We start from the raw sequence: 22,754 nt of genomic DNA, 5'->3' as shown, positions 1-22,754 counted from the left end.
GAAGCAATCCATAAAAGTAACCAAAAATAGATTGCTTCGACCATTACATGGTCTCGCAATGACGATTTATAAACACCGTCATTGCGAGGAATACGCAAGCCTCAACCGTCATTGCGAGGAGGCATAAGCCGACGAAGCAATCCTGTTTTGTATAGTCAATTGATGGGAAGTTGGTGACGTCATCGCTCAATGCTCGCCTATTACTTATAGGCGTCGCTCCATCGCTCCTAGCACCAAATTCCCCTGAATTGACTATATCATCCATACTCGGCTTAATGTCATACCTGCTTCGTTGCAGTATCCAGATTCCCGCCTACGCGGGAATGATGGTATGGACGAGTGAAGCGAAATATGCTTTACTTGTACGGAGTCAGCTGAAAAATAGTTTTCAGCTGCTCCAAATTAAATAATAATTTAATTAATAGGTCCATACCATGATAAATAATAGCATAAAAAATACTATAATAGGAATAGATTTAGCAAAAAATAGTATGCACTTGGTGCCAGTCGATCAAAATGGCAAAAAAATAGGTTATCAAAAAGTTACAAGAGATGAGTTAATAGCCTATTTAAGCAATCTCGATAAAAGTTCATTGGTAGCTATGGAAGCATGTGGAGGAGCTAATTATTGGTCACAGGAAATTGCTAAGCTTGGTTTGCAAGTCAAACTAATGAAAACAAAAGATGTAAAAGTTTATGCTACATCGAAACAGAAAAATGATTATAACGATGCGTTAGCAATATGCAAAGCGGCTCGTGATCCAGAATTAAAAACTGTGCTGCCAAAAAGCAAAGAGGAACAAGATATAAAATTTTTGCATAAAATTAGAAGTAATACGATCAGAGATCGTATAATGGTTCCAATATTTTGGACAGAAAAATAAGAAAAATGAGATAGAATTCTTTAGCAAACAAGGAGAGCTAGAGATGAAAAAACAAGTAAGGCAATATAGTGCTGAGGAGAAAGCCAAAATTGTCATAGAAGCAATTAAGGGAGAGCTAACAATAGCCCAGATAACCAGTAAGTATGGTGTTCATGCAACACAGATAAGTAACTGGAAAAAACAAGGTCTTGAGTTGTTAGTACAAGGTTTTAAGAATAAAACACAGAGTGCTGATCCAAATCAGCAGGGGTTAATCAAGAATCTATATGAGCAAATTGGTCAGTTAAGCGTTGAGTGTGACTGGCTCAAAAAAAAATCTGCATTGTTTGGAATTAAAGGTTAGGTGTAATATGATAGAGCCTAATCATAATAAGTTAACAATTGTACAACAGTGTAAGTTATTGGATATTAGCAGGTCAACCTATTACTATCAACCTACTGGTATTAGTGAACAAGATATCAAGATTATGGCAATAATTGATGAGACCTATACTATGCATCCATATTATGGTATGCGGCGGATGGCTAAATATTTACAAGCCCAAGGTTTTTCGGTAGGTAGTAAAGCTGTTAGACGTTATACCAATTGCAATAATTAACGCAGTGGTGTAAAATGGGTTTTTAACTGATAAAGGTACTCAAATGGCTAGGTTAATATTACCACAAGGTTTTCATGGTCATGATTTTATAAAAATGATGAAACATGAGCCGCATGGTCGAAATCGTATACGTTTATTGGCGATGTATCACCTTCAATTAGGCAAATCTTTAAAAGCCATATCTGAAATAGTGAAGTCACACTGGAAAACTGTGCAATCATGGCTCAGAAGATTTAGGAATCATGGTTTTGAAGGATTATTTGAATCACAAAGAAGCGGCGCCCCTAGGAAGATTAACACTATACAAGAGTCTGCTCTTTTTGATAAAATCAATACGCTCAGTGAAAGTAAAACTGGTGGGTATATAACTGGAAAGGAGCTACATATCATGTTACTTGAGGAATATGGTGCTAAATGCGCTTTAAAAACAGTCTACAATACTATGCACCGCCTTGGTTTTAGCTGGATTACTTCTCGTTCAATGCATCCAAAGTCAAATCAAGAGACTCAAAATACATATAAAAAAACTTCCCAGACATGTTAACAAAATTATTACCAAAAAATATCGATAGATGTAAAGTTGATATATGGTCTCAGGATGAAACTCGAGTTGGGCAACAAGGTAGCTTAACTCGTATATGGGCTAAGCGTGGCACTAGACCCCGTAAAGTTCGGCAACAGCAATTCATTTCAACATATATTTATGGAGCTGCTTGCCATGATACAGGAGAAGCTTTTGCATTAATTTTACCATATGCAAACACACAGGCAATGAATAAATTCTTAGAAGAGCTTTCTCGCAGTATTCAAGGCAACCGACATATAGCTTTACTAACGGATAATGCAGGTTGGCACACAGCCAAAAAACTAACTGTGCCAAGCAATATCACTTTGATACCGCTTCCGCCCTATGCACCGGAACTTAATGCAATGGAACAAGTTTGGGAATGGATCAAAAATCATTTCTTGTCTAACCAATGTTATGGTGTATATGAAGATATCGTCACTATGGCTTGTTACGCTTGGAATCAATTTGCTCATAATGTAGATTTAGTAAAATCAATTATGTATAGAGACTGGATAAACACACCGTGTTAATTATTGCAATTGGTATTACTACAAGATAATGGGTCTTGAAGCTGTTTATCCTAAAATAAATTTAAGCAAGAGGAATCAAGTGCATAAAATATATCCTTATTTACTAAAAGGATTAGAAATAGTATTGCCAAACCAGGTTTGGAGTGCAGATATAACGTATATAAGACTGAGCCAAGGGTTCGTATATTTAGTAGCTATTATTGACTGGTATAGTCGTTATATTCTAAGTTGGCGAATCTCCATTAGTTTGGAAAGTGAATTTTGTGTAACAGCCCTTGAAGACGCTATAGAAAAATATGGTATGCCAAAAATATTTAATACTGATCAAGGAGTACAATTTACCTCGGAGAATTTTATTAGTATGCTAAAGCTACATAATATCTTGATTAGTATGGATGGTAAGGGACGAGCCTTAGATAATATTTTTATTGAACGTTTTTGGCGATCATTAAAACAGGAAAAAATTTATCGGATTATTTTAACAACAGTAAAGGAGGCAAAGACAGCAATTAACGAATATATGGACTTTTATAATAGACAAAGGATGCATCAAGCTTTGGATTATAAAACTCCAGAATGTGTATATTTTGAAAAAAATATTGTATAAAAACAACAATTTAATTTTTGTGAATTATATCTCTTATTTATCTAAATTTTTGTCTAGACAAAGGGGACCACCTTAGTTTATGTTATTACATAATGCTTAGCATTTTGTTTGGTGCTTACGTCAAACTCAGGTTATTTAAGTAATGAATATGTTTAATACTCTTGATCAAGATATTCAATTAAATATTGAGCAAGTAAAATGGAAAGAAGTTAGAGATGTGGTACATAGGTGCAATCCTACATTAGCAGAGAAATGCGATAATATTAATAAAGATGCGGAATATCCTTTATTCAAAATGTACTATCCTTATGGTGCATTTATTGTTGATAAAAGAGAATTTTACTTACCAACTTTAGATGGTAAAACAATCTCTATAGAAGATAAGTGCATTCCACCGATTTTAAAAACAAATCTAGGGTATAGCCACATCCCCTTATCCCTTATTATTGATAAGGCTAGTGAAGTATTTGTTGAAGCACAAAATAGAGTAATCTCACTTAACTTTCTTAATATAGGGGAAATGTTTGGTTTATTTGAATTAATGAATCTATTAGGTCTAGGATCCCAACACTCTTCGTTAAATACTCCTATTTGGAATATATCAGCTGGAGCACGTTCGACATTTATGATTCCAAGCATTTCTGACATGATCAGTCATACTAGAATCAAAAAAAAATTAGGTAAAGATATTCATGTTCCTTGTAATATTACAGATCATTGGCAAACATTTGTAGATATTCACAAATATAACTGCAATACAAAATTCTGGTATAATACAGTCTTGGTATTCTCAAGTGGGTGGTTTTTAGATAAAAATAATGATGCATATGTTGAATTATATAAATACTTAGTTAGTAAATGTTGGCAACAATTTCAGTTATTAGAGGATTTTACGGAATTCAGTTTGTTATGGTCCTTTTTTATACATGCCATTAGTAAACGTAATTTAAAACCAAGACCCTACTTAATTGATACTATAAAACATTTGATTTTGATTGCTAAAGGTTTAGGTATCGCATTTAAACCAACTGCCAATGATACAGCACTACCAATGAGTTTAATACAACAAGTATATAAGGATGATTATCGTTTAAAAGATTATATACCAACTATTATGCAACCAACAAAGCTTACAAAAGAAAGTAGAGTTTATTATTCCCTTAGCTATCCTAATTTACGTGATAGTTCACCCTATTTAAAAAATCCTCCCAGTATAATTGAAGATCAAAGAGAAATAAAAAAATTATTAAATATATTAATAAATATTATCCATCAGATTGATACTTTGAATACTAATTCACTTAAAAACATAAATTTTGAGCTATTTCATTCTAATAATGATCCCTTTGGTCAAATATTACCTAGCAGAACTATACCAAAAGCAGACTCTAGATTTTTAGAATCTGCTTCTAATGAAGATAAAAGATTATTTTGTTCTTCATCTAGCTTTTTCAATGGTTGTATCGCTATATATACTACAAACTTAACGTAAGGTGTTATGAGTAATACTGAGCATAAACAAAAAATATTACCAGTCTTGCAAACTATAGTAGATAGATTAAAGGTTTGTAAGGATATCAATTTAACAGATGTAACATTTGTTTGTATACAGCATCTTCTATTTACAACAATTGACCTAATAAAATCTCTTATCATGCTCGGTGCCAAGCCAAGCAACATTCATATAATGGGTAAAATATATTCAACTTGCCCAAAGGTGGTAGAGCAAATTATAAAACTAGGAGTAGTACACTATCATTGCACCCAACCCCAGCAATTGGGTAATTTTAATGATTGCTTTAATAGAGATATAGCTAATATGTGGAATAAAGTTAGCAATACCTTACTTAATACAAAATCTAATAATATTATTATCCTTGATGACGGTAGTAAGTGTATAACAAATATTCCAAAATTTTTAAGTGATAATTATACAATTTTTGCTGTAGAACAAACATCTTCAGGCATAGCTCACATTAAAAAAACTAACATTACCGTACCCGTAATTAATGTTGCTTTTTCTGCTGCAAAACAATTATTAGAATCTCCAATGATTGCAAGGGCTGTTGAAATCAAACTTGATAAATTCTTGTCACTACGCAGTAGTGGTCTTACGTCAGGAGTAGTCGGGCTTGGAGTAATAGGAAAGGCTGTTGTTCAGAAACTTCTATCGTTTAATCATAAAGTAATAGTTTATGATAAGATCAAAGAAAAATGTAATTTCATAAATTCCGTTAAGGTTGCTAATAGTACTCAATTGATATTTCAGGAAGCAGATTATATTTTTGGTTGTACGGGTGAAGATATTAGTATTTCTATTAATATAAATGAGATACAAGGAATCAAAAATTTAATCAGCTGCTCATCACAAGATATTGAGTTTCAATCGTTACTTAAAATCATTCAAAATAATTATCCCAATATGATCTCAGATGTACTAAGTAATTTATGTTTACCTTTAGATAATGGTATAATTAAAATATATAGAGGCGGATATCCGATAAATCTAGATAATTCTGGCGAATCTGTGCCAGCTCAAGATATACAACTTACTCGTGGATTGTTATTAGGTGGGATTATACAAGCTATATTTCAATTAATTCAAGAACCTAAGCTGGAATCTAAACAATATATGCTAGATCCTAAAATACAGAAGTTAATAGTACAAGAATTAATGAAAAATAGACTAAATCAGATATCGGATGAGTCGTTAGTTATGAACTTTCTGGACGAAGAATGGATCAAAAATAATTCTATCGGGTGTTCTACAAAGAAACCTATTATTTTCCCAAAAAATTTATTTAACGTAACTTAAGATTCTTTTACTCGATAATCAAGTTTTTTTGCAGATTTGAATAAAATATAGGACAATGGTTGTCATCCCTGCGAAAGCAGGGATCTAAAAATACCCTGAGGTATTATAGATTCCGCACCGAAGCAGGAATGATGGTATGGACGAGTGAAGCGAAATATGCTTTACTTGTACGGAGTCAGCTGAAAAATAGTTTTCAGCTGCTCCAAATTAAATAATAATTTAATTAATAGGTCCATACCATGATAAATAATAGCATAAAAAATACTATAATAGGAATAGATTTAGCAAAAAATAGTATGCACTTGGTGCAAGTCGATCAAAATGGCAAAAAAATAGGTTATCAAAAAGTTACAAGAGATGAGTTGATAGCCTATTTAAGCAATCTCGATAAAAGTTCATTGGTAGCTATGGAAGCATGTGGAGGAGCTAATTATTGGTCACAGGAAATTGCTAAGCTTGGTTTGCAAGTCAAACTAATGAAAACAAAAGATGTAAAAGTTTATGCTACATCGAAACAGAAAAATGATTATAACGATGCGTTAGCAATATGCAAAGCGGCTCGTGATCCAGAATTAAAAACTGTGCTGCCAAAAAGCAAAGAGGAACAAGATATAAAATTTTTGCATAAAATTAGAAGTAATACGATCAGAGATCGTGTGCAAAAAACTAATTCTACAATATCAAGTTTATGTGAATATGGCTATAATACAAAATTAAGTAAAAATAAATTTTGCAAATCATGTAGGCTGGAGGTAGAGTTAGCGTATAGTAAAGGTTATATAAATTCTGGGATACGGTCAATTTTACTTTTAGAATGTAAAGAAATTGAGGATTTATGTGACAAAGAGAAAACTTTAGAAAAGCTGATTATCAGCAATAATAAGCAAAGTGAGAAAGCTACTAGGTTGCAGACAATTTTTGGCATTGGAGCAATCAATGCTAGTTGTTTGAGTGTAGCCCCAATGGAAAGTTATCCAACCCCGAGGGATTTTGCTGCTTCGCTTGGTTTGGTACCAAAGCAACATAGCTCAGGAGATAAGATAGTTTTAGGAGGGATTACCAAACAGGGAGATAGATATGCCAGAACTATGTTGATTCAAGCCGCAAGGACAATAGCAATAAGAGCAAAAAGTGGTAAGGAATCGAAAGATAAACTAGTGCAGTGGGCAGTGAAGAAATTTGCTGAAAATAAATCATATAATATTATATGTGTTGGTTTAGCAAATAAGTTAGCAAGGATTGCTTATGCAGTAGTCACCAATGGTAGCGAATATGTTGCAAATTAGTTTAGTTGAGAAAAAAGAAGAAACTATGTCAACTAAATAAAAATTGGTAATTGATAAATATTGCGAGTAAAGAATAGTAACAATAAAGAGAACGAAAGTTAAAGAGTTAATGAATAAGTATTCTGAATAAAATCCGTAATTATGTCGAGGCTCTAGAAGCCGTGGGAATGAGAGGTCACTCAAGGATATTTATAAGAATGCAGAAACGAGTCAATCATTTAATTTGTGTAAGTTCATTTTTTATTTTCCAATAAATCATATTTAAAATCTCCACAAAGTATTTCAAATTGATTTAAAGCTAAAGACCAATCTTTAATAGGCATGGTCCATTTTTTGGCTGCATTTTGTAGGGATAAAAATATTATTTTTTGAATTGACTTATCATCTGGAAACACCCCCTTATTTTTGATAATTTTTCTAATTTGACGATTTACAGATTCTATAGTGTTAGTAGTATAAATTACCTTTCTGTTCTCTTCAGGAAAGGCAAAAAACGGTATTATCCCAGACCAATTACGTTGCCAAATATCAGAAATTACCGGATATTTTTTATCCCATTTTACACCAAATTGCTGAAGTTTTAAACGTGCCATTTCGTCATTATTAGCTGTATAAATTTGTTTTAGATCTGATGTGACCTCTTTTAAATCTTTATATGACACATACTTTACTGAATTGCGAACCATATGTACAATACATAATTGTACTATAGTACTCGGGAATACACTGCTTATAGCTTCTGGAAAGCCCTTTAAACCATCCACACAAGCAACATAAATTTGTTCAATTCCTCGATTCTTTAACTCAGTAACTACTTGCATCCAAAATTTAGCACCTTCATTTTTGCCTATCCAAATGCCAAGTAACTCCTTTTTCCCTTCTATATTTACAGCAAGTGCTAAATATACTGCTTTATTTATTACTATGTGATTGTCTCTAGATTTTACATAGATACAGTAAGGTGGTCCCCTTTGTCTAGACAAAAATTTAGATAAATAGAGATATAATTCACAAAAATTAAATTGTTGTTTTTATACAATATTTTTTTCAAAATATACACATTCTGGAGTTTTATAATCCAAAGCTTGATGCATCCTTTGTCTATTATAAAAGTCCATATATTCGTTAATTGCTGTCTTTGCCTCCTTTACTGTTGTTAAAATAATCCGAATCCTTTACTGTTGTTAAAATAATCCGATAAATTTTTTCCTGTTTTAATGATCGCCAAAAACGTTCAATAAAAATATTATCTAAGGCTCGTCCCTTACCATCCATACTAATCAAGATATTATGTAGCTTTAGCATACTAATAAAATTCTCCGAGGTAAATTGTACTCCTTGATCAGTATTAAATATTTTTGGCATACCATATTTTTCTATAGCGTCTTCAAGGGCTGTTACACAAAATTCACTTTCCAAACTAATGGAGATTCGCCAACTTAGAATATAACGACTATACCAGTCAATAATAGCTACTAAATATACGAACCCTTGGCTCAGTCTTATATACGTTATATCTGCACTCCAAACCTGGTTTGGCAATACTATTTCTAATCCTTTTAGTAAATAAGGATATATTTTATGCACTTGATTCCTCTTGCTTAAATTTATTTTAGGATAAACAGCTTCAAGACCCATTATCTTGTAGTAACGTCTAACAGCTTTACGACCTACCGAAAAACCTTGGGCTTGTAAATATTTAGCCATCCGCCGCATACCATAATATGGATGCATAATATAGGTCTCATCAATTATTGCCATAATCTTGATATCTTGTTCACTAATACCAGTAGGTTGATAGTAATAGGTTGACCTGCTAATATCCAATAACTTACACTGTTGTACAATTGTTAACTTATTATGATTAGGCTCTATCATATTACACCTAACCTTTAATTCCAAACAATGCAGATTTTTTTTGAGCCAGTCACTAAGGTGGTCCCCTTTGTCTAGACAAAAATTTAGATAAATAGAGATATAATTCACAAAAATTAAATTGTTGTTTTTATACAATATTTTTTTCAAAATATACACATTCTGGAGTTTTATAATCCAAAGCTTGATGCATCCTTTGTCTATTATAAAAGTCCATATATTCGTTAATTGCTGTCTTTGCCTCCTTTACTGTTGTTAAAATAATCCGATAAATTTTTTCCTGTTTTAATGATCGCCAAAAACGTTCAATAAAAATATTATCTAAGGCTCGTCCCTTACCATCCATACTAATCAAGATATTATGTAGCTTTAGCATACTAATAAAATTCTCCGAGGTAAATTGTACTCCTTGATCAGTATTAAATATTTTTGGCATACCATATTTTTCTATAGCGTCTTCAAGGGCTGTTACACAAAATTCACTTTCCAAACTAATGGAGATTCGCCAACTTAGAATATAACGACTATACCAGTCAATAATAGCTACTAAATATACGAACCCTTGGCTCAGTCTTATATACGTTATATCTGCACTCCAAACCTGGTTTGGCAATACTATTTCTAATCCTTTTAGTAAATAAGGATATATTTTATGCGCTTGATTCCTCTTGCTTAAATTTATTTTAGGATAAACAGCTTCAAGACCCATTATCTTGTAGTAACGTCTAACAGCTTTACGACCTACCGAAAAACCTTGGGCTTGTAAATATTTAGCCATCCGCCGCATACCATAATATGGATGCATAGTATAGGTCTCATCAATTATTGCCATAATCTTGATATCTTGTTCACTAATACCAGTAGGTTGATAGTAATAGGTTGACCTGCTAATATCCAATAACTTACACTGTTGTACAATTGTTAACTTATTATGATTAGGCTCTATCATATTACACCTAACCTTTAATTCCAAACAATGCAGATTTTTTTTTGAGCCAGTCACACTCAACGCTTAACTGACCAATTTGCTCATATAGATTCTTGATTAACCCCTGCTGATTTGGATCAGCACTCTGTGTTTTATTCTTAAAACCTTGTACTAACAACTCAAGACCTTGTTTTTTCCAGTTACTGATCTGTGTTGCATGAACACCATACTTACTGGTTATCTGGGCTATTGTTAGCTCTCCCTTAATTGCTTCTATGACAATTTTGGCTTTCTCCTCAGCACTATATTGCCTTACTTGTTTTTTCATCTCTAGCTCTCCTTGTTTGCTAAAGAATTCTATCTCATTTTTCTTATTTTTCTGTCCAAAATATTGGAACCATTATATATCTACTTTTGGCATCTTGCTATGTTTTGAATATCCTAATTCATGATCCAACTCACTTGCTAATATTTTCTCAACTATTTGCTTCTTTAGCTGTTGAAATAAACCATCTCGACCAAATAACTCCGATGGATCTGCTTTTGATAATAATTCTTCTACTAGCTGATTACTGATGTTTAATGTATCTTTATCTGTATCTAATTTTTTAGCCATAATTCCTCCTTGCTTGCTTAAGTTACTTTTTTTACAGTAATCTCTTACTGCTTTCTTTGCAACTTACACAAACTATAGGACAGACTCGATGCCGAATATATGACCGCTTCCTTTGTGGCTCTATTTTTTTATTTTCTTTGTTGACAAATTCACTCGTCCATATATGACAAATTTTGCGTTTAAATATAGCTCTGCAAAAAACTTGATTATCGAGTTTTAGAAATTTAAATTATCAAACCTTTCGCTTGTGACTTCCATAACTTTTTGTACAATTTACTGTTTTTCAATAATTCCTCATGCGATCCATCTTCGACTATACTACCCGCATCAAAAACTAGAAGTTTATCCATATTCAACAAAGTCGATAATCTATGAGCTATAACTAATACAGTTTTATTTTGCATTAAGTAAGATAGAGAATCTTGTATTAAGCTCTCAGTCTCACTATCTAAACTGCTTGTTGCTTCATCAAGGATTAATATTGGAGCATTCTTTAATATTGCCCGGGCGATTACTATCCTCTGTCTTTGACCACCTGACAAATTATTACCCCTTTCACCACATAAGCTTTGGTACCCTTCCGGCATGGCAGCAATAACTTGATGTATATGAGCTGCTTTTGCCGCCTCTATTACTTCTTCTAAGCTAGCATCTTTTTTTCCATATCTAATATTATCGATAATTGTCCTATGAAATAGGATTGGTTCTTGTGGTATTATACTAATATTATCTCGCAAAGAGTCTTGAGTTACATATCTAATATTTTGCCCATCAATTAAAATTTCTCCTTGGTCTATATCATGCAACCGTGTAATAAGATTGATAAAAGTTGTTTTTCCTGAGCCAGAAAATCCTACTAATCCGACCTTTTGTTGACTCAAAATTGTAATAGATTTATTCTCAAATAAATTATTATTATGGTAATATTTAAAACTAACATTTTTAAATGCTATCTCACCTTTTGCAACCCTTAGAAGATGGGGATTGTCAATATCTTTTATAATATGAGGTTTCATCAATGATAAAGTTTGATGAAAAGAACCAAATTCTTCAAACATATCCCCTATTTCCTGCGTTAAATCCCAAATTTCAGTAGTAACAGCCATACACAGAGTAAGTATCAAGACACAATCTCCTATAGTTATTTGCATTTGACTACGAAGCTGTGCCAAATAATAAATCATGATAAAAATCATTATAGCACAGATTATTCCTAGTACGTTACGTAGTTTCCACATGAAAAACTGCATAATTTGTTCATTGACTATCACATTATCTATTCTTGCTTCTAGATTTTGACGTTCAAATTTATGAGAAGTAAACATCCGTACTGTACTAATATTGGCTATCAAATCCACAATCTTACCGGCAACTATTGATTTACTTCGGGCATAATTTACTGAATATTTATTTACTGTACTTGAACAAATAACAGTAATCCCTATAAAAAGACAAATAAATATCAGGAATATAGTGAAAAATATTTGATGAACCGAGTACATGGCTACTAGAGAGAAGACAATTACAGCTAACTTATATATAATTTTTTCACCAAATAACGATAGAACCATTTCGAAAGACCTAGAAGCTTCAGTAATACGATTGGTAATATAACCAGCCAGGTTTTCTTGAAAGAATTTATGGTTATGATACTGAGTATAATTATACATCTCATCTAGTATCTGTCCTTTGATATAGGGTATTGTTTTTAGATAAACATAATCATAAACCCGCCATATAACATTGACACCCATCCACCAAACTGCATATATTATTGCCCAATACATCATAGAGGAAGGTAAATATTTAGCTTCTTCATCAGAAAAAGACTCTAGCAAATTTATAATCTTTTGGAGCAATACACCATCAATAGTAGGTATCATTCCCAACATTATGCATAACAAACCTAAAACGATTAGTTTAATTTTTCTTTTCTTTAAGAAATAGAAAAATAGCCTTATTGACGAGTTTGAAAAATCAATATTTCCTAGCACTACACACACCTCATTATAAAAAAACTAATTATACTAAAATTAACCTAATAACAAACCTTGCCACTTTATTACAAAACTGCTATAAAACAGTACAGAATATCTGAAGTTATCTAGAATGAAAGAAAAAAACATACCTATTTTGAATAGCCTAACTAAGAAAGCTACCAATTCATTAGATACTGATAATAATCCTTTTTTTAATGTTAGATATATTTGTCAATCAACGACTCTAATTACTGAATCTATCCAAAAAGGTTTTGATGTTGCACAGTTATCTAATGGAGACATTACAGTCACGGAAATTAAAACAGTAAATGTTCACTATAATTGGGATCCTGTTAAACAAAAATTTATTAAAATAAACCAAAATTAGAATTATATACTAAATATACTTAGTGTATGTATAATATAGTGTATACTATAATTAATGACTCGAGTAACTTAATTTATGAGGATAATATGATACTTAAGAATATAATAGCCATCATTGTTGCCAGCCTATGTTTTAGCCTGTCAGTCTGCTTTGCTGCCGCTCCAAATAACAATAATCCGGATAATACGACGATATTAGCTGCTTCCATTGACACACGAAACGCTTGGGCAAGACCTTCCATATCAACTGCTATTGGCAAACGTAATAATTCTGCAATATATCTTGAGATAGTTAATAATTCTGATACAAATTATAATTTAGTAAATGTTTCTTCCGAGGTAGCTAACAAGGTTGAATTGCATAAAAGTTTTGTTGACGAAAAAGGTGTTAGCAAAATGGTACAACTAGATAAGCTAGTTATTCCAGCGAAAACTAGTGCTATTTTACAGCCAGGCGGTATGCATATTATGCTTTTGGATTTAAAAACCACACTAAAAGTTGGTGATAAATTTGATTTACTCTTATATTTCGATAACAACATTAAGAAAGTTGTACAAGTAGAAGTAAAGACCCAATAATAGTAAGGGTCTCACGGAAAAAAAGTTAAAGTATAAGATGTCATTGCGAGAAGGCGTAAGCCAAGAAGCAATCTAAGAATAATGGATTGCCATGACCTACTTGCGTGGTCTCGCAATGACGCTTAGGGTGCATACTTATAAGTTAATAGTCAACTCTAAGGAAATACAGCCCACATGCCGGAGCCTTTGCTCCCGCTATTTCTCTTTTTTTTGCATCCAGAACTCTTTGGATATCACCTTCTTGCCATATATTTCGTCCAACTAATACTAAACTACCAACAATATTTCGAACCATATTATGTAAAAAAGATCGAGCAGAAAAATATATTTTTATTTTTTTATTTTTTTGGGTAATAATTAATTCGGATAAGGTTTTTATAGGTGACTTTGCTTGGCAAAATTTGCCTCTAAATGAGCTAAAATCATGATGTCCTATGAGGTAGGAAGCCTCGCGTCTCATTGCTTCAACATCAAGAGGTTGTTTTATCCACCAAGCACGATTTAAATCTATTATAACTTGGCTAGGTCTATTGATAATTCTATAGACATAATGACGTTCTAAAGCAGAAAATCTTGCATGAAAATCTTTGTCTACTAGAACACAATCAACTACCGCTATATTATAATCTCTCACAAAATAGTTGATAGCCTGCATAACTTTATAAGGACACATATATTTCACTAAATCGAAATGTGCTACTTGCCCTAAAGCATGAACCCCTGCATCAGTCCTGCCAGCTCCATGAACCGCTACTATTTCACCAGTAAATTTATGGATACCGTCTTCCAGTGTTTGTTGAATAGATAAAGCACCTTTCTGCTTCTGCCAGCCAACAAAAGCAGTTCCTAAATATTCAATAGTAATTTTATATCGATAAAAATCTAAATTCTTATCGATCTGCAAAATTGATGAATTATCATGATCTTTAATATCATTACCGTGTATACTCAAATGATTGCCTCTTTTTGGTTCGTAATCTAAATAAGAAATGTTATAATGGGTCTTCTTCTTTTTTGCAAAGGCTAAGATGTCTACAATAGTTCCAAAATCATTCTATGAAAGAGATACGCTTATTGTATCACAGGAACTACTTGGCAAGGTTCTGTGTTTTGGTAATATAGAAGCACGAATTATTGAAACAGAAGCTTATGTTGGAGAAGATGATCCTGCTTGCCACGCAGCCAGGGGGATAACACCTCGTACAAAGCTTATGTATGGTTCTGCAGGTAATGCTTATGTATATTTAATTTATGGTATGTATTATTGTTTAAATATAGTGACAGAAAAACCAGGGTTTCCAGCTGCTGTATTAATTAGAGGAGTATATCAATACAAACCTTCAGCAGTTTTACTTGATGGGCCTGGTAAATTATGTCGTACCCTTGGAATTAATAAAACCCAAAATGGTCAGGATATGACTAGCAATCAATCCTTTTGTGTTATTGACGTAGGTGATACTCCTCAATTTATTACTACCCCTAGAATTGGCATTAGCAAAGGTACCGACAAACTTTGGCGTTATTTAGTGCGATAAATGATCCCATACATCCTGAGTCCATAAAACCATTTGACCAATTATCCCTACATTCTCTTCTTTGATTTCTGGCATTGGCGGTATTATTGCAAGGTCTTTACGAGTTTGAAACAATAATTGCTCGATAGAATGCCCCGCTTCATTAGAAACTAGTAGATTATGATTTTTCCATAGCTCTGCTATCAAGCACGCCAATTCAGAATGAATAGTTGGGACATCCTGTTTGGAACTAAAACCTACTCCTTCGATTTTAATATGATAACCTTTTTATCTAATCCATATTCTTGTAATATTTTAACCTGAGTTTGACGTAAGCACCAAACAAAATGCTAAGCATTATGTAATAACATAAACAAACTGTTGGTGGTGAGCTATGGTAAAAATAAAACCTTCTTTCAAACTAGTGTGTTAGGAGAAAGAATATTTGAAAAGTAAGAAGGGAGGGATTATAAAGTTCTCGAATAATAACAACAAAATTGGAGAATATATTATGATCCCTCTTACGGAGATTTTCTGCTTAATTGATGATTTTTGCAAGCATTTTGATACGGAGCAAAATAAATATATATTACCAAATCCTAACCGTAAGCGTAAAGTAGTTTGCAGTATAGGACCATAGTACCCTACAATTTTTGTAAAGATGGTATTAGGATAGAAAAAAGTTTTTGTTTGGGAGGTATTAATAATGTGGATATTAGCTGCGTTATGGCTGTTGTAGATTGATAAAAAGCATTTTTGATATGATCAAAGCCATAGGTAAATAATGAAAACAATTGTCTTTCAATGGTTTTGTACCGTTTTATTCGGATGGGATTTAAGGCATTTTGTATTATTCCATTTTTGACTATTAAAGCTGAAGCAATAGCAGTTATCACTAATAATTTTTCAAATCTATCCAATTTTACAATGTGACTTTTTTCAATATCAAAACCACCGCTTTTTAGGTGCAAAAATAGTCGTTCAACACTCCAACGAAATTTATATAAAGCAAAAATATCTTGCTCTATTTCAATTGAAGACACCAGAACCATCAGCTCGCTCTTATCATTTCTATATGCGGTAAAATTAACCTTTCTATTCCATAATATACCACTACAAGCCCTATACTCTAAGGCTTTAACATCACTAAATATTCTTTCAATGGTTAAAGTTCTTAAACCTTTTGTAAGACGAATTTTATGATCCATTTTTAATGGAATAACAAACTTTATACCAATTGCAATAATTAACGCAGTGGTGTAAAATGGGTTTTTAACTGATAAAGGTACTCAAATGGCTAGGTTAATATTACCACAAGGTTTTCATGGTCATGATTTTATAAAAATGATGAAACATGAGCCGCATGGTCGAAATCGTATACGTTTATTGGCGATGTATCACCTTCAATTAGGCAAATCTTTAAAAGCCATATCTGAAATAGTGAAGTCACACTGGAAAACTGTGCAATCATGGCTCAGAAGATTTAGGAATCATGGTTTTGAAGGATTATTTGAATCACAAAGAAGCGGCGCCCCTAGGAAGATTAACACTATACAAGAGTCTGCTCTTTTTGATAAAATCAATACGCTCAGTGAAAGTAAAACTGGTGGGTATATAACTGGAAAGGAGCTACATATCATGTTACTTGAGGAATATGGTGCTAAATGCGCTTTAAAAACAGTCTACAATACTATGCACCGCCTTGGTTTTAGCTGGATTACTTCTCGTTCAATGCATCCAAAGTCAAATCAAGAGACTCAAAATACATATAAAAAAACTTCCCAGACATGTTAACAAAATTATTACCAAAAAATATCGATAGATGTAAAGTTGATATATGGTCTCAGGATGAAACTCGAGTTGGGCAACAAGGTAGCTTAACTCGTATATGGGCTAAGCGTGGCACTAGACCCCGTAAAGTTCGGCAACAGCAATTCATTTCAACATATATTTATGGAGCTGCTTGCCATGATACAGGAGAAGCTTTTGCATTAATTTTACCATATGCAAACACACAGGCAATGAATAAATTCTTAGAAGAGCTTTCTCGCAGTATTCAAGGCAACCGACATATAGCTTTACTAACGGATAATGCAGGTTGGCACACAGCCAAAAAACTAACTGTGCCAAGCAATATCACTTTGATACCGCTTCCGCCCTATGCACCGGAACTTAATGCAATGGAACAAGTTTGGGAATGGATCAAAAATCATTTCTTGTCTAACCAATGTTATGGTGTATATGAAGATATCGTCACTATGGCTTGTTACGCTTGGAATCAATTTGCTCATAATGTAGATTTAGTAAAATCAATTATGTATAGAGACTGGATAAACACACCGTGTTAATTATTGCAATTGGTATTAGATGGTTATTTATCAGAAAGTCTAACCATTCTTTATTCATAAATTCTCTATCAGCAAGCAAATATTTTATTCTTTCAACGCCAAAATTATTAATAAATTTCTGTAAAAATTCCTTCATAAATTCTGCAGAACACCCGCCACCATGCGACAAAGTCTTCCAGAATATTGGCACCGATATTTTACCAATTACCATTACTAAAAATAAAATATTAATATCGGATTTACCAAATTTCCAACTTGTCCTATCCATTGCTACGACATAATTTTTTGAAGCAAAAAAGCTTAATAGCAAATAGCCAACCTTCATATAATCAAAATTAAAATCTTTTAAAAAACGATAAATTCTATGAGTTTTTGACGTCGCTTTAGCATCACCTAAAATACCAAGTGCTAAACCTTTTTGATAAATTGAGCTGCCCGTCAGCAAACTAATTACCATACCAACCAAACATTTTAATCTTGATTTATTTCCGTCTATATATAAAATCAATTCTTGAAGTATTATATTATGCATTTTGTTATAAAAATACCTACCTTATACTACTTCACACCACTCTAAATCAACCATTCTTCTTCATCTTCTCAAAATTGTAGGGTACTATATATAGGACTCTCAGAGATTATTACTATTATAGTAATGTTTCACTTGAGTCACTACCGTACCTTTAAAGATTTTTATTTATGCTGCCTATGTCAAAGTTATAGAAAGGAATTTCCAAAACTTGTGAGCTATAGTCGTTTTGTTCAGTTAATGCCAATGAGCTTCATGCCCATGGTATTACTGCTAAAAAGCCTATCAGGAAAACAAACTGGTCAATATTATATCGACTCTACTAAACTTCCTGCTTGCCATAATTTAAGAATTAATAGACATAAAGTATTCAAAGACATAGCAAAAAGAGGTAAGACTTCCACTGGGTGGTTCTTTGGTTGTAAGCTACATATTGTCATTAACAGTTGCGGAGAGATTATGAGTTTTTCTTTAACTCCAGGAAATGTTGATGATAGAGCAGTGGTAGAAAATTTAGTAGATAAATTACAAGGCTGGCTTTTTGGTGATCGTGGGTATATCAGTAAAAAACTCACTCAATCCCTTGCTAATCAAGCTTTAGAACTAATAACAAAAATTAAAAGTAATATGAAAGAAAGAATAATAGATCCTATTAAAAAGCGGTTTTTAAATAAAAGGTATATTATTGAAACCATTAACGATCAACTAAAAAACCTTTGTCATATAGACCATACAAGGCACAGATCTGTTATAAATTTTCAAACTAACGTATTAGCTGGACTGCTTGCCTATGTTTTTAAGCCTAATAAAATTTCTGTAGCTTTTGGAAAATTAAACAATCTCAACCTTCCTCTTACATCAAACTGAGGTTAGTATAATTTGAATTAAATTCATCGGATGTGCGGATGAATGATATTTTCTTGATCCACGTATTAACATATTATCCCAGCACCTTATCTGTACAGTATATTCTTTACCTTTAGAATTTATCCAAGTTTTCTCTTCATATCGATCGCAAGCTCTATGAGTTTTTACGTCACTCAAATGCATTTTACGTCAGTTCGGGATAAGATATAGATGAAATAGTAATAGATAAAAGGATTGTCAAAAAGGAGTGCCTGCAGTATTTATATTTTTAAACAAAAAAACAAACTACAGGCATGAAAAAAGATATCACAGAATTATATAGTTTTATAGATGATTTTTGTAAAATTTATTTGGAGTATGAACAGAGAAAGTTATTACCATCAAATAAGCAAAGAAATCGCTGTTGTAGCATGAGTCTAAGTGAAATGTTAACAATAATAATTATGTTTCATACATCCTATGCTAAGAATTTTAAATTTTTCTATAAAAGTTATATAGAGTGCATGCATAAGGATGATTTTCCCAAAGCCTTGAGTTATAATAGATTTGTTGAATTAATGGCACGATTATTCATACCGCTAAATATGTTGATTCATTTGTTGTTTGGTGAGGAAACAGGTATTTATTTTATTGACTCTACAACGATTAAAGCTTGTCACAATAAAAGGCGTTATAGCAATAAAGTTTTTAAAGGATTAGCCAAACATAGTAAATCCTCTATGGGGTATTTTTATGGTTTTAAATTACATGTAATAATCAATAATAAAGGGGAGTTTATGGCATTAAAAGTGACCAAAGGCAATGTAGATGATAGGGTTCCAGTACCGGAGTTAACAAAAAGATTAACTGGAATTATAGCAGCTGATAAAGGTTATATTAAGCAAAATTTGTTCTTAAATTTATATGAAAGAGGCTTAAAAATGATTCATGGAATTAAGAAGAATATGGAAAATAAATTAATGGATTTGAAAGAAAAAATCTTACTTCGAAAGCGTAACTTAATTGAAACAGTTTTTGATTATCTAAAAAATAAAATGAACCTTGAACATACTAGACATAGATCACCAATAAATGCCTTTGTCCATATATTATCTACTCTTGTTGCTTACTCATTAAAGAAAAATAAACCTTCAACAAAATTTGATTTTAATCTACATGTTCACAATATCCTTATCCCGAATTGACGTATTTTATTGCCAAATTCAGTTTTACGCCCTTTTTTCAATATGTTTGAGTCTATTGGAGTAGGTATGGAATAAAAGTTACGTGTGCTATTAATTCTAAAAATATGTACTAAATTACCCTGCTTACCAGCGGAAATCCTACATTGTTCAGTTCCATATAATGTATCACCTACATACCAATATTTGCTTAATGCAAGTTTCTTTTATTGGGACAAATTTTATCTCCAAATCTAATGGTAATTTGTCCAAAGTCCAAAACATATCCATGACCACTTATAAGCGATATTGCCATTTTATTTTTATAAATACCACCTTCATGCAATATCCAGGCTAGGCTCTGTGAACAAAATTTTAATTGTTTAGATTTTGAGTATTTTTAAGCGAAAATTAATAAGATTTTTGCCGGAACAGTTAGTTCTATTTCAAAAAAATCTTATAATTTGCAGCTAAAAAGAGTCGAAATCTAGTAATTTAAATTTTGTTCACAGAGCCTAGATACTTGCACAATATCCTTTTTTCTCAGAGGGCAGGTTAATGTTATAGAACAAATGCAACAGGTTAGTCCTAGTATTACAGTTGTAGTTTAGATGTGAGAGTTCACGATTTTTTTGCTATTTTCTTGTGATGAATAAAAAAATCTGATCGCCAAGCGTCATTGCGAGGAGACCGTAAGATCGACGAAGCAATCAATTTTAATCGTTTTTTTGGATTACTTCGTTCCCACTAAAGTGGCTCTGAGCCATGACGTTGAGGCTAAATACTAATCGGATTTATAATGTTGCCAATTCAAGTTAATTCACTATATATACTAAGTTTATTAAATAATCCGATTAACAATCCTCCGACTGTAAGCATAATAGATAGCCAGATAAGACTCATCATCGGTTTGTAATATATTTTTGCATGAATTACATCATCATCAATTTTACTTAACACCGCGTAAAGATCATAAGTTAAATAAGAATATATATTACTTTCTTGGGATAGTTGTTTTTCTATTATATAAAATCTATTTTCAGGCTTTAATATAGTGATATTATTTTGTTGATCCTGAATCCAAAATTCAGCAATTTGCCGATAATAGTTTTGGGCTGATGATACTCTAATATCTTTTAAAGTAACTTCAAATCCCTTGGCTAGTACCTTGTCTCCAACTTTGCCTATAAAATCTACTTCACTTTGTAATAATGAATTAACAGTAATAGTTAAAACAAGTAAGCCAAAGCCTAAATGTCCTAAAATCATGGCAATATTGGCTTTTAGTTTGGTTCTAAAAAAATTGCTCTTTGTTAATACATAGTAACAATTTTGTATTATTAGAAAAAGAGAAAATATCACAGCACATGCTGAAATAAAACCATACTGAATTTGGTATGAGCTGATAAACGTTATTGCAAAAGAACAAACTAAAATGAGTAGTAAACTGGTGTCATTGCGAGGAGGTGTAAGCCAACGAAGCAATCCATTATGATTTCTTTGAGCGATACCAGCTAGTAGAACCGTTGGGATGATAAAAATTATAAAATTATTGATAAAAAATCTTTCACTAATGGTAACAGATTCTTGATATAATAAAGAATAAACTACGGGGTAAATGGTGGAACATAGTAATACTACTAAAGCCGTTAAGAAAAATATACTTCCCCAAACAATAAGCTTGTGCTTAAATTGGTGTCTGTCTAATCCTATCGAATCAGGTTGAGTGATATTTTGCCCTTTTACTAGTAGTAGAACTAAGCTTGATATAGCAATAATAGCAAATATTGCCAGCATATAGATTGCCCGCTCAGCTGATGAGGCAAAAGAGTGAATTGAGGTGATTAGCCCTGAGCGTACCAAGAACGTACTCAAAACTACCAGTAAGAAAGTGATGATTGATAAGGTTATCGTCCAATTTTTCATTCGTTCAGATTTGATTGTTACCAAGATTGAGTGATGTAGAGAGATAGCTGACAACCATGGTAGTAGGGAAATATTTTCTACTGGATCAAAAAACCAAAAGCCACCCCAGCCGAGTTCTCTATAAGCCCACCATGATCCTAGGGCTATTCCTAAGGTTAAAAAAATTATTCCTAAATTGCTAAATATTTTAATAGCTCTAAGATTAGCCGAGTCTAAGTTAGAGGTAAGCAACATAACGCAAGCCGATGTAAAAGGGGCGACATAACAGACCGAACCTAGATATAATATAGGTGGATGTATTATTAGGGCAATATCTTGAAGCATAGGGTTTAAGCCGAGACCCTGAGTGGGACGGAATGATAGGCTGTCAAATGGGTTGGAGGTAAAATAAATGAAGCTATTGAACAATATTTGTATTAGTGCTAGTACAATTATGTGGTAGACTCGAGCTGGACGGCTATTAAATAGTGCAATATAAATAACGCCTATAGTTTGCAATAAACACAGCCACAACAGGATAGACCCCTCATGACTCGCCCAACTAGCCGCGATTTTAAATCCTAGCGGCTTTAATGTACTAGAATTTAGAAAAACATTATGTATAGAAAAATCCGATATAATAAATCCACACACTAATAACAAAAAAGATAGTAATGTGGACAGCCAGCTAAAGTAAAAAAATAAAGTACCTGCACGATATGAAGCGGTAATAACTGCTAGTATACTGAACAGCATTGCCAATATTTGTAAATAATTA

At 32.5% G+C, this 22,754-nt stretch carries 27 protein-coding genes and 2 pseudogenes; 17 read left to right on the top strand and 12 right to left on the bottom strand.

Going from position 1 to position 22,754, the window contains the following annotated elements; genetic code table 11:
• Positions 1-434 precede the first annotated feature (434 nt).
• The 9 genes from NBW66_RS02025 to NBW66_RS01985 all read left to right on the top strand — a co-directional run bounded on the left by NBW66_RS02025 (position 435) and on the right by NBW66_RS01985 (position 7,289).
• Positions 435-884, top strand: a complete 450-nt coding sequence (locus NBW66_RS02025; protein ID WP_250310545.1) for an IS110 family transposase — start codon at positions 435-437, stop codon at positions 882-884.
• A gap of 43 nt (positions 885-927) precedes the next feature.
• Positions 928-1,227: a transposase gene (locus NBW66_RS02020; protein ID WP_094649795.1), complete on the top strand. Its 300-nt coding sequence runs from the start codon at positions 928-930 to the stop codon at positions 1,225-1,227.
• Between the two features lie 7 nt (positions 1,228-1,234).
• Positions 1,235-1,483: an IS3 family transposase gene (locus NBW66_RS02015; protein WP_250311598.1), complete on the top strand. Its 249-nt coding sequence runs from the start codon at positions 1,235-1,237 to the stop codon at positions 1,481-1,483.
• Between the two features lie 43 nt (positions 1,484-1,526).
• Positions 1,527-2,027: a helix-turn-helix domain-containing protein gene (locus NBW66_RS02010; RefSeq protein WP_250310542.1), complete on the top strand. Its 501-nt coding sequence runs from the start codon at positions 1,527-1,529 to the stop codon at positions 2,025-2,027.
• Positions 2,021-2,581 carry an IS630 family transposase gene (locus NBW66_RS02005; RefSeq protein WP_250310543.1) on the top strand — a complete coding sequence of 187 codons (561 nt, stop codon included), beginning with the start codon at positions 2,021-2,023 and terminating at the stop codon, positions 2,579-2,581. The genes NBW66_RS02010 and NBW66_RS02005 overlap by 7 nt, the downstream gene beginning before the upstream one ends.
• 28 nt (positions 2,582-2,609) lie before the next feature.
• Positions 2,610-3,188, top strand: a complete 579-nt coding sequence (locus NBW66_RS02000; RefSeq protein ID WP_250311597.1) for an IS3 family transposase — start codon at positions 2,610-2,612, stop codon at positions 3,186-3,188.
• Positions 3,189-3,330: 142 nt separating this feature from the next.
• Positions 3,331-4,680, top strand: coding sequence for a hypothetical protein (locus tag NBW66_RS01995; RefSeq protein WP_250311596.1), 1,350 nt, complete (start codon positions 3,331-3,333; stop codon positions 4,678-4,680).
• Between the two features lie 6 nt (positions 4,681-4,686).
• Positions 4,687-6,003, top strand: a complete 1,317-nt coding sequence (locus NBW66_RS01990) for an NAD(P)-dependent oxidoreductase (protein WP_250311595.1) — start codon at positions 4,687-4,689, stop codon at positions 6,001-6,003.
• A gap of 239 nt (positions 6,004-6,242) precedes the next feature.
• Entirely contained in the window at positions 6,243-7,289 is a 1,047-nt protein-coding gene (locus NBW66_RS01985) for an IS110 family RNA-guided transposase (RefSeq protein WP_250310795.1), read from the top strand.
• A 233-nt stretch (positions 7,290-7,522) separates the two neighbouring features.
• Here the strand turns inward: NBW66_RS01985 and NBW66_RS01980 are convergent, their stop codons facing one another.
• From NBW66_RS01980 to NBW66_RS01955, 7 genes are all read right to left on the bottom strand, one after another.
• Positions 7,523-8,272: an IS256 family transposase gene (locus NBW66_RS01980; protein ID WP_250311594.1), complete on the bottom strand. Its 750-nt coding sequence runs from the start codon at positions 8,270-8,272 to the stop codon at positions 7,523-7,525.
• A 48-nt stretch (positions 8,273-8,320) separates the two neighbouring features.
• Positions 8,321-8,407: a hypothetical protein gene (locus NBW66_RS14865; RefSeq protein ID WP_410525845.1), complete on the bottom strand. Its 87-nt coding sequence runs from the start codon at positions 8,405-8,407 to the stop codon at positions 8,321-8,323.
• Positions 8,408-8,414: 7 nt separating this feature from the next.
• A complete protein-coding gene (locus tag NBW66_RS01975; protein ID WP_284346714.1) occupies positions 8,415-9,275 on the bottom strand; it encodes an IS3 family transposase in 861 nt (286 codons plus the stop codon).
• A 19-nt stretch (positions 9,276-9,294) separates the two neighbouring features.
• On the bottom strand, positions 9,295-10,113 hold the full coding sequence (locus NBW66_RS01970; RefSeq protein WP_250310664.1) for an IS3 family transposase: 819 nt from the start codon (positions 10,111-10,113) through the stop codon (positions 9,295-9,297).
• Positions 10,114-10,120: 7 nt separating this feature from the next.
• Positions 10,121-10,420 carry a transposase gene (locus tag NBW66_RS01965; RefSeq protein WP_094649795.1) on the bottom strand — a complete coding sequence of 100 codons (300 nt, stop codon included), beginning with the start codon at positions 10,418-10,420 and terminating at the stop codon, positions 10,121-10,123.
• Between the two features lie 72 nt (positions 10,421-10,492).
• Positions 10,493-10,708 carry a transposase gene (locus tag NBW66_RS01960; protein WP_250311592.1) on the bottom strand — a complete coding sequence of 72 codons (216 nt, stop codon included), beginning with the start codon at positions 10,706-10,708 and terminating at the stop codon, positions 10,493-10,495.
• A gap of 224 nt (positions 10,709-10,932) precedes the next feature.
• Entirely contained in the window at positions 10,933-12,702 is a 1,770-nt protein-coding gene (locus tag NBW66_RS01955) for an ABC transporter ATP-binding protein (RefSeq protein WP_284346713.1), read from the bottom strand.
• A gap of 115 nt (positions 12,703-12,817) precedes the next feature.
• Here NBW66_RS01955 and NBW66_RS01950 point away from each other — a divergent pair, with 115 nt between their 5' ends.
• Positions 12,818-13,075 carry a DUF2671 domain-containing protein gene (locus NBW66_RS01950; protein WP_250311591.1) on the top strand — a complete coding sequence of 86 codons (258 nt, stop codon included), beginning with the start codon at positions 12,818-12,820 and terminating at the stop codon, positions 13,073-13,075.
• An 86-nt stretch (positions 13,076-13,161) separates the two neighbouring features.
• Positions 13,162-13,653, top strand: a complete 492-nt coding sequence (locus NBW66_RS01945; RefSeq protein WP_250311590.1) for a copper chaperone PCu(A)C — start codon at positions 13,162-13,164, stop codon at positions 13,651-13,653.
• Positions 13,654-13,795: 142 nt separating this feature from the next.
• Here the strand turns inward: NBW66_RS01945 and truA are convergent, their stop codons facing one another.
• Complete coding sequence (truA, locus tag NBW66_RS01940; protein ID WP_250312232.1) at positions 13,796-14,551, bottom strand: tRNA pseudouridine(38-40) synthase TruA; 756 nt, start codon at positions 14,549-14,551, stop codon at positions 13,796-13,798.
• 130 nt (positions 14,552-14,681) lie between these two features.
• Here truA and NBW66_RS01935 point away from each other — a divergent pair, with 130 nt between their 5' ends.
• The gene (locus tag NBW66_RS01935) at positions 14,682-15,188 is read left to right on the top strand and encodes a DNA-3-methyladenine glycosylase (RefSeq protein ID WP_250311589.1); all 507 of its coding nucleotides are present in this window, start codon (positions 14,682-14,684) and stop codon (positions 15,186-15,188) included.
• Here the strand turns inward: NBW66_RS01935 and NBW66_RS01930 are convergent.
• Positions 15,177-15,374: a hypothetical protein gene (locus NBW66_RS01930; RefSeq protein ID WP_250311588.1), complete on the bottom strand. Its 198-nt coding sequence runs from the start codon at positions 15,372-15,374 to the stop codon at positions 15,177-15,179. The two genes, NBW66_RS01935 and NBW66_RS01930, sit on opposite strands and share 12 nt — an antisense overlap.
• Before the next feature lie 304 nt (positions 15,375-15,678).
• Between NBW66_RS01930 and NBW66_RS14385 the strand changes: the two are divergent.
• Positions 15,679-15,801, top strand: a pseudogene (locus NBW66_RS14385) (IS982 family transposase); the annotation flags it as partial.
• A gap of 10 nt (positions 15,802-15,811) precedes the next feature.
• Here NBW66_RS14385 and NBW66_RS01925 read toward each other — a convergent pair.
• Positions 15,812-16,399, bottom strand: a complete 588-nt coding sequence (locus NBW66_RS01925) for a transposase (RefSeq protein WP_348539303.1) — start codon at positions 16,397-16,399, stop codon at positions 15,812-15,814.
• Positions 16,400-16,460: 61 nt separating this feature from the next.
• Between NBW66_RS01925 and NBW66_RS01920 the strand changes: the two genes are divergently transcribed.
• Entirely contained in the window at positions 16,461-16,961 is a 501-nt protein-coding gene (locus NBW66_RS01920; RefSeq protein WP_250310542.1) for a helix-turn-helix domain-containing protein, read from the top strand.
• Positions 16,955-17,515, top strand: coding sequence for an IS630 family transposase (locus NBW66_RS01915; RefSeq protein WP_250310543.1), 561 nt, complete (start codon positions 16,955-16,957; stop codon positions 17,513-17,515). Before NBW66_RS01920 ends, NBW66_RS01915 begins: the two co-directional genes overlap by 7 nt.
• Here the strand turns inward: NBW66_RS01915 and NBW66_RS01910 are convergent.
• Positions 17,481-18,047, bottom strand: a complete 567-nt coding sequence (locus NBW66_RS01910; RefSeq protein ID WP_250311586.1) for a hypothetical protein — start codon at positions 18,045-18,047, stop codon at positions 17,481-17,483. The genes NBW66_RS01915 and NBW66_RS01910 overlap by 35 nt on opposite strands.
• Positions 18,048-18,128: 81 nt before the next feature.
• Here NBW66_RS01910 and NBW66_RS01905 point away from each other — a divergent pair.
• Both NBW66_RS01905 and NBW66_RS01900 read left to right on the top strand, forming a co-directional pair.
• Positions 18,129-18,911: pseudogene (locus NBW66_RS01905) on the top strand (IS982 family transposase); the annotation flags it as partial.
• Positions 18,912-19,204: 293 nt separating this feature from the next.
• A complete protein-coding gene (locus NBW66_RS01900; protein ID WP_250310582.1) occupies positions 19,205-20,095 on the top strand; it encodes an IS982 family transposase in 891 nt (296 codons plus the stop codon).
• Between the two features lie 786 nt (positions 20,096-20,881).
• Here NBW66_RS01900 and NBW66_RS01895 read toward each other — a convergent pair.
• Positions 20,882-22,732 carry a heme lyase CcmF/NrfE family subunit gene (locus NBW66_RS01895; RefSeq protein WP_410525844.1) on the bottom strand — a complete coding sequence of 617 codons (1,851 nt, stop codon included), beginning with the start codon at positions 22,730-22,732 and terminating at the stop codon, positions 20,882-20,884.
• Between the last annotated feature and the right edge of the window lie 22 nt (positions 22,733-22,754).

Origin of the sequence: Rickettsia endosymbiont of Oedothorax gibbosus (assembly GCF_936269705.1) — a bacterium.
GTDB lineage: Bacteria > Pseudomonadota > Alphaproteobacteria > Rickettsiales > Rickettsiaceae > Tisiphia.
Note: the sequence above shows the minus strand (reverse complement) of the source record. Positions and strands in the feature narration are given on the sequence as shown.